At 66.4% G+C, this 11,626-nt stretch carries 9 protein-coding genes; 6 read left to right on the top strand and 3 right to left on the bottom strand.

The genetic code is table 11. The features are described 5' to 3' along the window. Positions 1–31: 31 nt before the first annotated feature. Positions 32–1,588, top strand: a complete 1,557-nt coding sequence (locus ACLH0K_RS09320) for an LCP family protein (protein WP_411373358.1) — start codon at positions 32–34, stop codon at positions 1,586–1,588. Between the two features lie 67 nt (positions 1,589–1,655). Here the strand turns inward: ACLH0K_RS09320 and ACLH0K_RS09315 are convergent, their stop codons facing one another. Then, positions 1,656–3,608 (bottom strand): M13 family metallopeptidase, encoded by a 1,953-nt coding sequence (locus tag ACLH0K_RS09315; protein ID WP_411373357.1) that lies wholly within the window; start codon positions 3,606–3,608, stop codon positions 1,656–1,658. Between the two features lie 253 nt (positions 3,609–3,861). On the opposite strand from ACLH0K_RS09315, the gene leuA reads away from it, so the two are divergent. The 3 genes from leuA to ACLH0K_RS09300 all read left to right on the top strand — a co-directional run bounded on the left by leuA (position 3,862) and on the right by ACLH0K_RS09300 (position 7,269). Beyond that, the gene (gene leuA / locus ACLH0K_RS09310; RefSeq protein WP_411373356.1) at positions 3,862–5,601 is read left to right on the top strand and encodes a 2-isopropylmalate synthase; all 1,740 of its coding nucleotides are present in this window, start codon (positions 3,862–3,864) and stop codon (positions 5,599–5,601) included. Positions 5,602–5,686: 85 nt separating this feature from the next. Beyond that, complete coding sequence (gene recO / locus ACLH0K_RS09305; RefSeq protein WP_138135787.1) at positions 5,687–6,439, top strand: DNA repair protein RecO; 753 nt, start codon at positions 5,687–5,689, stop codon at positions 6,437–6,439. 2 nt (positions 6,440–6,441) lie between these two features. Continuing rightward, entirely contained in the window at positions 6,442–7,269 is an 828-nt protein-coding gene (locus ACLH0K_RS09300; RefSeq protein ID WP_411373355.1) for an isoprenyl transferase, read from the top strand. Here ACLH0K_RS09300 and ACLH0K_RS09295 read toward each other — a convergent pair. After that, a complete protein-coding gene (locus tag ACLH0K_RS09295) occupies positions 7,227–8,222 on the bottom strand; it encodes an alpha/beta hydrolase (protein ID WP_411373354.1) in 996 nt (331 codons plus the stop codon). The two genes, ACLH0K_RS09300 and ACLH0K_RS09295, sit on opposite strands and share 43 nt — an antisense overlap. A gap of 74 nt (positions 8,223–8,296) precedes the next feature. Here ACLH0K_RS09295 and ACLH0K_RS09290 point away from each other — a divergent pair, with 74 nt between their 5' ends. After that, positions 8,297–9,367 carry a quinone-dependent dihydroorotate dehydrogenase gene (locus ACLH0K_RS09290; RefSeq protein ID WP_411373353.1) on the top strand — a complete coding sequence of 357 codons (1,071 nt, stop codon included), beginning with the start codon at positions 8,297–8,299 and terminating at the stop codon, positions 9,365–9,367. A gap of 81 nt (positions 9,368–9,448) precedes the next feature. On the opposite strand, the gene ACLH0K_RS09285 is transcribed toward ACLH0K_RS09290, so the two are convergent. Then, a complete protein-coding gene (locus ACLH0K_RS09285; RefSeq protein ID WP_411373352.1) occupies positions 9,449–10,051 on the bottom strand; it encodes a DUF3043 domain-containing protein in 603 nt (200 codons plus the stop codon). A 93-nt stretch (positions 10,052–10,144) separates the two neighbouring features. On the opposite strand from ACLH0K_RS09285, the gene ACLH0K_RS09280 reads away from it, so the two are divergent. After that, positions 10,145–11,602, top strand: a complete 1,458-nt coding sequence (locus ACLH0K_RS09280; protein WP_411373351.1) for a dipeptidase — start codon at positions 10,145–10,147, stop codon at positions 11,600–11,602. Positions 11,603–11,626: the final 24 nt, after the last annotated feature.

The raw sequence follows: 11,626 nt of genomic DNA, 5'->3' as shown, positions 1-11,626 counted from the left end.
AAGGTTCAGACAAGTGGGGCGAGGCCGCGAGATGCGCGACAACGGAGCAGACCTGCCTGCAGGCACAGGACCTGTATCCCGCCACGCACGCGACGGCGCCGTGGGGGCCGCCCGCCACCTGGGCCCCGTCCGCGGCATGCCGGTCTGGCTCAAGGTTGTTACCGCCGTCGTCTCTGTGGCCGTCATCGCCGGGCTGGCCTTCGCCGGCTTCTGGTACCTGCGGCTCCAGAACAACATCTCCAAAGCTCCGCTGAACGCGGGCGGTGGCAACAGCGACGGCCAGGTCAGCGCCACGGGCCGGATGCAGATCCTGATCCTTGGTTCGGACACCCGCGACGGGAAGAACGCGGAATACGGCACTGCCGATGACTCCAAGGGGTACGGCAAGTCCGACGTCATGATGCTCATGGACATTTCCGAGGACAACAAACGCGTCAGCGTCATCAGTTTCCCCCGTGACCTGCTCGTGGACATCCCCAAGTGCAAGGACGAGGAAACCGGCCAGGAGTTCCCGGCCCGCAGCGGGATAATGATCAACGAGGCAATGGCCGAGGCCGGCATCGGGTGCGCGGTGGATACCGTCAACAAGATCACGGGCCTGGAAATCGACCACTTCATGATGGCCGACTTCAATGCGGTCAAGGAGTTGTCCAACGCCGTGGGAGGCGTGGAGGTCTGCATCAGCGACGCCGTCTACGATCCTGACTCCCGCCTCCGCCTTCCGGCCGGCACCTCCACCGTCCAGGGCGAGATGGCCCTCGCCTTCCTGCGTACGCGCCACGCGTTTGCCGACGGCGGCGACCTGGGCCGCATCAGGGCACAGCAGGGTTTCCTCTCGTCACTTACGCGCAAGATCAAGGACGAGGGCACCCTTTCCGACCCCGGCAAGATGCTGAACATCGCCGACGTCGTCACCCGGAACCTGACAGTGGACGAGGGCCTGGCGTCCGTTCCCACCCTGCTGACCATCGGCAACAGGCTCAAGGACATCGACATCAGCAAGGTGGCATTCGTGTCCGTTCCCACCACGCCGGCCGTGGCGGATCCCAACAGGCTCCAGATCGCGGAGCCGGACGGCTCACAGCTGTTCGCAGCCCTCCGGCAGGACATCGACCTCACCAATCCCGTGCCCGCCCCGGCACCAACGGAAAGCGCTCCGCCGTCGGCTGCCCCCACCGAAACCGCCCCCGCCGTGCCGCCGTACGACAAGGCCCTGCAGCCGGTCACCGTGGCAAACGGCAGCGGCGTACCCGGCCGTGCCCAGGAGATTGTCCAGGCCCTGATCTCGGGCGGGTTCACCCAGGCAGCGCAGTTCGAGAGCACGGCCGTTGAACAGTCGGTGGTCTACTACGGTGCCGATTTCGCCGATGTGGCCGCTGACGTCGCCGCCCTGCTCGGCATCCCGGCGGCGCAACTGGTACCGGCGCCCAACGTATCCGGGGTCCAGGTCTACCTGGGCACCGACTTCACCACTGGCACCACCTACGGGACGGAACCGGGCGCGGTGCTGCCGGAGGACATCGTCAACCAGACCGCAGGCGACACCGTCTGCCAGCAGGCCAACCCGTACCTGATCGTGCAGGAGTAGACGCAATAGCCCAAAAGGCGGGGCCCGCCACCTGGAAAGGTGGCGGGCCCCGCCTGTCTTGTTCCGGCTACCAGATGCTGACGCGTTCCTCCGGCGCCATCCACATGCCGTCCTGGTCGGTGACGTCGAACGCTTCGTGGAAGGCGTCCAGGTTCTTCGCGATGGCATTCGTCCGGAACTCGTTGGGGGAGTGCGGGTCGGTGGCCAGCCTGCGCACGGCCTCTTCCTGCCGGATCACCTGCCGCCAGCCCGCTGCCCAGGAGGCGAAGAAACGCTGCTGCCCGGTAAACCCGTCCAGGACCTCGGGATCCGTGCCATCCAGGCTGATCAGGTACGCCTTGTACGCGATGGCAAGCCCGGCGAGGTCGCCGATGTTTTCGCCCAGGGTAAGGCGGCCGTTAACGTTATGCCCGGGTGCAGCGGACGGCGACAAGGCGTCATACTGCTCCACCAGTTTCGCGGTGAGCTTCTCGAACGCCCGGCGGTCCTCGTCTGTCCACCAGTTCCGCAGGGCACCGCCGCCGTCGAACTGCGAGCCCTGGTCGTCGAAGCCGTGCCCGATTTCGTGGCCGATCACAGCACCGATGCCGCCGTAGTTGACGGCGTCGTCCGCCTCGGCAGTGAAGAACGGAGGCTGCAGGATGGCCGCCGGGAACACGATCTCGTTCATCATCGGATGGTAGTAGGCGTTGACCGTCTGCGGGGTCATCAGCCATTTGTTGCGGTCCACCGGCTTGCCTACCTCGTCCAGGTGGCGGTCGACGTCGGCGTTGTGTGCCCGCTCCACATTCCCCAGCAGGTCGTCAGGGTCGATCTCCACGGCGGAGTAGTCAATCCATTCTTCAGGGAAGCCGATCTTGGCCCGGAAAGCCTCCAGCTTTCGCAGGGCCTCGGCTTTGGTGTCCGCGCCCATCCAGGAAACAGCCGTGATGCTGCGGCGGTAGGCCTCGATCAGGTTCTCCACCAGCGTCTGCATCCTGGCCTTGTGCGACTCCGGGAAATGCCGTGCAACATAAATCTGTCCCACGGCCTCACCCAGCGCCGCTTCCACCACGCCCACACCGCGCTTCCAGCGGTCCTTGTTCCGCGGGGTTCCGCTAAGGGTGGTGCCGTAGAAGGCGAAGTTCGCGTCAACGAAGGCGGACGACAGGTACGGCGCTGCGGCGCTGATGACCCGCATGGCCAGCCACTCCTGCCAGACGGCCAGCGGCTCAGATTCCAAAAGCCCGGCAGCGCCTGCAAAAAAGTCGGGTGTGCTCACCACCAGTTCCTGCCGTTTACCGGCGTCGATCCCCGCGGCCTCGAACCAGGTGGGCAGCTGGGGGAACAGCGCCGAAGCTTCGTCGGCGGTCTTGAGGTTGTAGGTTTTCTGCGGATCACGCAGGGTGACGTTGTCCCAGTGGTGCGAAGCCAGGTTCGTCTCAAGCGCCACCACCCGTTCCGCAGCGGCTCCAGCATCCGCTACGCCGGCGAGGCCGAACATGGTGGCCACGTGCTTCCGGTAAGCGGAAACGATCGGCTGGAACTTTTCCTCCCGGTAATAGGACTCATCGGGAAGCCCCAGGCCTCCCTGCCCGGTGTACAGCAGCACACGGTCCGGGTTGCCGGCGTCCGGGGCCGGGTAGATGTAGAACAGGCCGCTGACATCCGACCGGAACAGCTTTCCGGCAAGGGCTACAAGTTCGGTGGCTGACGCAGTGGCAAAAACATCGGCGAGCCGCTGGCGGATGGGTTCCATCCCCTTGGCCTCGACAGCTTCCTGATCCATGAAGCTGTTGTAGAGGCCGCCGATCTTCCTTTCGATGCCGCTGGCAGATCCGGCCTTGGCCGCCGCCTCCTCGATGATGTCGCGGACGGCGATTTCGGATCCGTCCCGCAAGGCGGTGAAGGTGCCCTCCAGCGGCCGGTCGTCGGGAATCTCGGTGGCCTTCAGCCAGGCACCGTTGACGTGCTGATACAGGTCATCCTGCGGCCGTACCGTGTGGTCTATGGTGGACAGGTCGATCCCCGAAATGGGCACTGAAGCTCCTCTGCTGAAAGGCCCCGGCCGGCTGGAACACCGGGAAGGGTCTGCATGGTGGACTTATCGGACGGTAGTGCCCTTTCATCTTACGCACGCGTGCTACGCTCAAAAGGTGCGTGCAGAGCTCCTTCTCCTTAGCTGCCGCGGCGAGGCCACAGACGCGATCTAGCGCAAAGGCCCACCCTCGCTGCGGAGTTTGTGTTGCCCGGCCACCCTTTCAATGAAGATCTCCAAGAAAAGGCCCCACGTAATGCGAAACGCACAAAAGCCCTCAGGAATGCCTGCCCACCGGTACACGCCGTTCCAGGACCAGATCAAAGTCGAGCTGCCGGACCGCACCTGGCCGGACAAGGTCATCTCCAAGGCTCCCCGCTGGTGTGCAGTGGACCTGCGCGACGGCAACCAGGCACTCATCGATCCCATGAGCCCGGCCCGCAAGATGAAGATGTTCGACCTCCTGGTCCGCATGGGCTACAAGGAGATCGAAGTCGGGTTCCCGTCCGCGTCGCAGACCGACTTCGACTTTGTCCGCCAGCTCATCGAGGGCAACCACATCCCGGACGACGTCACCATCCAGGTCCTCACCCAGGCGCGCGAACACCTGATCGAGAGGACCTACGAATCCCTGGTCGGTGCCAAGCAGGCCATCGTCCACCTGTACAACTCCACTTCGGTCCTGCAGCGCCGCGTGGTCTTCAACCAGGACGAGGACGGCATCCTGGACATCGCCCTGCAGGGCGCCCGGCTGTGCAAGAAGTACGAGGAAACCCTCGCCGATACCCACGTAACCTACGAATACTCCCCGGAGTCCTTCACCGGAACGGAACTGGAGTACGCGGTCCGGGTGTGCAACGCCGTCGCTGACATCTTTGAAGCCTCAGCGGACAAACAGGTCATCATCAACCTTCCGGCCACGGTGGAGATGGCCACCCCCAACGTTTACGCCGACTCGATCGAGTGGATGAGCCGCCACCTGCACCCGCGTGAGGGCATCATCCTCTCGCTTCACCCGCACAACGACCGCGGAACCGGCGTGGCGGCGGCGGAGCTGGGCTACATGGCAGGGGCGGACCGGATTGAGGGCTGCCTTTTCGGCAACGGCGAGCGGACCGGCAACGTGGACCTGGTGACCCTGGGCCTGAACCTGCTGGTGCAAGGCATCGATCCGATGATCGACTTCTCCAACATCGACGAGATCCGCCGGACCGTTGAATACTGCAACCAGCTGCCCGTGCCCGAGCGTTCGCCGTATGGCGGCGACCTCGTGTTCACCGCCTTCTCCGGCTCGCACCAGGACGCCATCAAGAAGGGTTTCGAAGCGCTGGAGCGGGACGCCGCCGCAGCGGGCAAGTCCGTGGATGACTTCACCTGGCAGGTCCCGTACCTGCCGATCGACCCCAAGGACCTGGGCCGCAGCTACGAGGCAGTTATCCGGGTGAATTCCCAGTCCGGCAAGGGAGGCGTGGCCTACCTGCTCAAGCACGAGCACAGCCTGGACCTGCCGCGCCGTGCCCAGATCGAATTCTCCGGGGTCATCCAGCGCCGCACGGATACCGTGGGCGGCGAGGTCAGCGCCGCGCAGCTGTGGCAGGTCTTCCAGGATGAGTACCTGCCTTCCGGCCAGGCGACCGGGCAGTGGGGACGCTATTCCCTTGGTGCCGTTAAGACTGAAACGGATGACGACGGCGGCACCACGCTCCACGCGTCCCTCACCGTTGACGGCGCGCAGGTGAGCAGGACGGGGACCGGCAACGGGCCCATCGCCGCGCTGCTCAGCATCCTGCACGAGGACGGCGTGGATGTCCGGGTGCTGGACTACAGCGAGCACGCCCTCTCCGAAGGCGGCAACGCCCTGGCTGCCGCGTACGTTGAATGCGCCGTGGGCGAGCGGGTCCTGTGGGGCGTCGGCATCGACGCAAACACCAGCATGTCCGCCCTGAAAGCCGTGATCTCCGCAGTCAACCGGGCCATCCGGGACGCCCAGGCCTGATTCAGGCCGGCTGTGCCGCCGGGACCTCCCGGCGGCACAGCCGCGCCCGGCAGTGCCGCCCCCGCGGGGATGGGAAGATAAAAGCGTGGCCCAACATTCTTTCGCCTCCCGCGCGTACCGGGACGACGCCGTCGTGCTCCGTACGCACAAACTGGGCGAGGCCGACCGCATCATTACCCTCCTGACAAAGCACCACGGCCAGGTCCGCGCCGTCGCAAAGGGGGTCCGGCGCACCAGCAGCAGGTTCGGGGCACGGCTCGAGCCCTTTATGGTCGCGGATCTCCAGCTGGTTTCAGGTCGCAGCCTCGACATCGTTACGCAGGCAGTGGCCAAGGGGGCCTACGGCGGAAGCATAGCGGCGGACTACGGCCGGTACACGGTGGCAGCCGCCATGACCGAGACTGCGGAAAAACTGACGGACGTCGACGGAGAATCCGGCACGGCGCAGTACAACCTGCTGGTCGGCGCACTGGCCGCACTCAGCCGGGACGAGCATCCCGCCGGCCTGATCCTGGACTCCTACCTGCTCCGCGCACTGGCAACCGGCGGCTGGGCGCCCAGTTTCACCGATTGCGCCCGTTGTGGTCTGCCGGGTCCGCACACCGCCTTTGCAGCAGCGCTCGGCGGCATGGTCTGCAGCGGCTGCAGACCGCCCGGGGCACTTGCGCCGGCCCCCGAAACCGTTGTCCTGCTGGCGGCCCTGCTCACGGGCGATTGGGCAACCGCGGACGCGTCGTTGCCGGTCCACCGGAAAGAGGCGGCCGGACTGGTGGCGGCCTACCTGCAATGGCACCTCGAACGAGTCCTCAAATCCCTCAAGCATGTGGAGCGTAGCTGACAGTGGCCCTGGGCAAAAAGAACACAACAACCCGCAAGCGCACCCGCCCCGTGGTGGCACCCTACCCCCATCCGTCCGGCGCCGTGGCGCCCGCCATTCCTGCCGACTTCATTCCCCGGCACGTGGCCATCGTGATGGACGGCAACGGGCGCTGGGCCAACCAGCGGGGCCTGCCGCGCATCGAGGGCCACAAAGCGGGTGAGCCCGCACTGCTCGACGTCATGGCCGGGGCGATCGAGCTCGGCATCGAGTATGTCAGTGTCTACGCCTTTTCCACCGAGAACTGGCGGCGGTCCCCCGAGGAGGTGCGCTTCCTGATGGGATTTAACAAGGACGTGCTCCGCAGACAGCGGAACCAGCTGGATGAATGGGGCGTGCGGGTCAGGTGGTCCGGCCGCCGGCCCCGGCTTTGGGGCTCCGTCATCCGGGAACTTGAGGAGGCCGAGGAGTTCACGGCCGGCAACAGCACGTGCACGTTGACCATGTGTGTCAATTACGGCGGCCGCGCGGAAATCACCGACGCGGTCTCCGCCATTGCCTCCGACGTCGCCGCCGGCAAGCTCAAGCCCAATGCGATTACCGAGCGGACCGTCCAGAAGTACCTGGATGAGCCGGACCTTCCCGACGTGGACCTTTTCCTTCGCAGCTCTGGGGAGCAGCGGCTGTCCAACTTCCTGCTCTGGCAGTCCGCGTACGCCGAGTTCGTCTTCATGGACACCCTCTGGCCGGACGTCGACAGGCGCACACTGTGGGCCGCCGTCGAAGAATACGCCCGGCGGGACCGCCGTTACGGGGGCGCGGTTGATGCGGCACCCTCGGCGGCACCATAGGCCCGCAGCCATCGCGCCAGCCGCGCGTACGCGTCCTTCCGGACGGCGGCGGGGGAGAGGAAGACGTCATGCAGCGCGCCGTCAATCCGTTCAACTGTCACTGTCCGGCCCAGGGTGAGGGCGCGGGCGCCGATGACGTTGACGTCGAGGACGGCGTCTGTCCGCCGCATCTCCTCGGACCAAAAGAGTCCGTTCGCGCTTCCCCGGGACAGCAGGACAAGGACAGGCATCTCCAGGTCGAGGCCGCGGGCCACCCGGGCATGCCCTGCCAGTACCGCACTCAGCCAGCCGGCCCGCACCGGAAATGCCATGGGCGGCCGGTACTTGTCATCCAGGGTCCATTCCCCGTCCGCGGCGCTGCTGATGGTGCGCCAGTAGAAGCCCCGCTCGGGAAGCCTCAGTACCGCCTCGGGACGGAGCCGCGCAACGGGTCCCACGAGGCCCAGGGCCGCCCGCCGGACCAGGCTGCTGCCGTGCATTTCCAGCCAGGGGCTGTTCAGGACCAGTCGCGATACCGCACCGGGGTGCCTGCTGGCCCAGAGCACTGCCACCAGCCCGCCGGTGGAATGCCCCATCAGGGTCACAGGACCGGGCCCGGCGTCCTCTGCGATCAGCCGGCAGGCAGCCTCTATTTCTGCGTCATAGTCAGCAAGGTCCGCCACGTAGCCGCCGGGATATTCGGGGCGCAGGCTTCGGCCGTGGTTGTGCATGTCCAGCGCGTAGAAGTCATAACCCTCGCCGGACCAGAAACGGGCGAGGTCAGTGTTGAAGAAGTAGTCGCTCCAGCCGTGCAGGAACAGCACCGGCGCGGGGCTCCTGCCGGCTTGGCCGGGGGACTCCCGGGCCGGGCGGAACCGGATCAGCGTAGCGGTGCGCCCGACGCCGTCAGGTCCGGTGGCAATAAAGGCGCGGGACTCGAACTCCCCACCCAGGATGTCCTGTTGCCAGCCCATGGCTTCATGCTAGACCGCCTGCCAGGCAGGGTACGCAATTTTGGTCCGGGCGCAGGAGGCGGAAGACTGGAGGCATGCGCGTTTACCCCACTTTTTTCAGACTGGCCTTTTCATGGATGGACGCAGAGCGCGCCCACAAGATCGGATTCAAGGGCATCCGGCTGGCGCATGCCTCCGGCGCCGGCAAAGTCCTGCAGAAGCTGACCGCCCCCGCGCCGTCCCTGCAGACCACGGCATTCGGGGTGACCTTTCCGTCGCCGTTTGGCCTGGCCGCCGGCTTTGACAAGGAGGGGCACGGCATCGAAGCCCTCACCGAACTGGGCTTTGGCCACATCGAAGTGGGCACCATCACCGGCCAGGCACAACCCGGCAACGAAAAGCCGCGGCTGTTCCGGCTGGTGCAGGACCGCGCAGTCATCAACCGGATGGGTTTCAACAACGACGGCGCCTCCGCCGTGGCTCCGCGGCTCAAGGCCGCGAGGGCTGCTTTGCAGCGCCGGCACGCGGGCGTGCGCCCCGTCATCGGCGTGAATATCGGCAAGACCAAGGCGGTTGAGCTTGCCGACGCCGTGGATGACTACCTGGTCAGCGCCCGCAACCTCGCTCCCGCCGCAGACTACCTGGTGGTCAACGTCAGTTCACCAAACACTCCCGGTCTGCGGTTGCTCCAGGACGTGGAAAGCCTCCGTCCGCTGCTCACCGCGGTGGGGGAGGAGGCTGACCGCGCGGCCGGGCGGCACGTGCCCCTGCTCGTCAAAATCGCGCCCGACCTCAGCGACGAGGATATCGACGACGTTGCCCGTCTCGCGCTGGACCTCAAGCTGGACGGGATCATCGCCACCAACACCACGATCGGACGCACCGGTCTCACCTCCTCACCCGGGGAGGTGGAACAATGCGGCGCGGGCGGACTCTCCGGAGCTCCGCTGAAGCAGCGGTCCCTCGAGGTGCTGCGCCGGCTCAAGGCGGCCACCGGCGACGCCCTGGCCCTCGTGGCCGTAGGCGGTGTGGAAACCGTGCAGGACGTCCAGGAGCGCCTTGATGCCGGGGCAACGCTCGTGCAAGGCTACACCGCCTTCCTTTACGAGGGACCGTTCTGGGCCGCCCGGATCAACCACGGACTGGCGAAGAACCGCAGGGCCTGACCCTTTGCCGAAAACGACGAACCCCGGCGGAATCCGCCGGGGTTCGTTACGTTGTTGTCGCTTCGGATGGTGCGGCCCCGGTCAGGAGGGGTACTGGCCGCGCTTGACCTGGGGCTTGGGCAGCCGCAGCTTGCGGAACTGGAGGGAGCGCATGGAGCCGTACCAGACGGTGCCCCGCTCCACCTCACCGAACTTCTCCGTCAGCCGCTTACGGAGCTGGCGGGACAGGACGAACACGTCGATGAACACCACCAGGAACATGACCCAAAACCCGCCCAGGACGTAAATCATCAGGTCGCTCGACGCGGGCACCACCAGCGACACGAGGACAAAGACGAGCGCGCCGAACATCAGGTATTCACCAAGGCTGAACCGCGCGTCCACGAAGTCGCGTGCGAAGCGCTTCTGGGGTCCCTTGTCCCGCAGGGGCAGGTACTTTTCGTCACCCGTGTCCAGGGCCTGGCGCATTTTCTGGCGCTGGTCCTGGATGGCCTGGCGCTCGGCAGCCTTGGAGGCTTTCCGGTCCTCCGGCACCAGGGGGCGCTTCCGCGCGGCCTCCTGTGCCTTACGGGTGGGAGTAGGGGCGCCCTTGCCAACAACGCCGTTTGGCCGCGCCGCCGCGTCTGCCGCCTGCTGCTCTACTGATTGCTGCGCCGTAGGCGCTTCCTTTTTACGTCCGAACACCAGAACAGAATACCCTTGCAGGCCCGCGCCGGCCGTTCCGATCTCCTGGCTGCCCGGACAGGTGAACGATGTGACACAGGTAATGTTTCCGCCATGACTTCAACACCGCCATCTGCCCCGCACCCCTACAGCACTCCAGCCCTGTCCGGCCCTGACGGCCAGGACTGGACGGAAGGCCTCCGCACGGTGATCGACCGGGCCTTCGCGAGCACTGTGGGGACCCTTAAGGACCTTGTGGCCGTACCGGGCATCGCCTGGCCCAGCTTCGACCGCACGCCGCTCGAGCGGAGTGCGGAAGCAGTGGCGGACGTGCTGCGCGCGGCAGGCGTTGACGGGGTGCAGATCCTGCAGTCCCGCAAGGCGGACGGCACTCCGGGAGGTCCCGCCGTCGTCGCCCGCCGTCCCGCTTCCGAGGGAAAGCCAACCGTCCTGCTGTACGCCCACCACGACGTCCAGCCTCCAGGAGACGAAGGCCTGTGGAATACGGATCCCTTTACGGCCGTGGAGAGGGACGGCCGGCTATACGGCCGCGGCGCCGCGGACGACAAAGCGGGCATCATGGCCCACGTGGCCGCCTACGCAGCCGTTGCCGAGGTCCTGGGCAACAACCTGGGCCTGGGAGTGACGTTCTTCTTCGAGGGCGAGGAGGAAGCCGGCTCGCCCACCTTCCGTCCCTTCCTCGAGGCCAACCGCGAGCTGTTGCGCGCCGATGTCATCGTGGTGGCCGACTCCAGCAACTGGAAGGTGGGCATCCCTGCGCTCACCACCAGCCTGCGCGGGCTCGTCGACGGCGTCATCGAAGTCCAGGTACTGGAGCACGCTGTCCACTCGGGCATGTACGGCGGCGCGGTGCTGGACGCGCCCACCCTGCTGTCCCGGCTTATCGCCACCTTCCACGACGAGCAGGGAAACGTCGCCATCCCGGACCTCGTGGCCACGGACAACGTTGCCGTTGACCTTCCGGAGGCCGACTACCGGGCGGACGCGTCGGTGCTGGACGGCGTCCGCCTCGCGGGCTCGGGCAGCATCGCATCACGGTTGTGGACCAAGCCCGCGCTGTCCATCATCGGCTTCGACGCCCCGGCGGTCGACGTCGCGTCCAACACCCTGCTGCCGCGTGCCCGCGCCAAGTTCAGCCTGCGCCTGGCCCCGGGACAGGATCCCACTGCCGCCATGGACGCTGTACGCCGGCACGTGGAAGCCAACGCACCGTTCGGTGCCCGGGTCGTGTTCACCCCGGGGGAGAGCGGCAACCCGTTCCAAACCGACACCTCCTCCGAGGCGGCCCGCATCGCGATGTGGGCGCTGGGGGAGGCGTGGGGCATTCCTGCGGTCGAGACCGGAATCGGGGGCTCCATCCCCTTCATCGCCGACCTGGTGGAGCTCTATCCGGGGGCTCAAATCCTGGTGACAGGGGTGGAGGATCCGGACTCGCGGGCCCACAGCGCCAATGAGTCGCTGCACCTGGGCGACTTCCGGAAGGCCATCCTTGCTGAAGCGCTGATGCTGGCCCGCCTCAACAGCAGCGGACTTGATGAGAACCGGGGCTGAGACGGCTGGTTGGGGAACAACCGG

It is taken from the genome of Arthrobacter sp. MPF02 (genome assembly GCF_046605375.1).
Lineage (GTDB): Bacteria > Actinomycetota > Actinomycetes > Actinomycetales > Micrococcaceae > Arthrobacter.
This window is presented reverse-complemented; position numbering and strand designations above follow the sequence as displayed.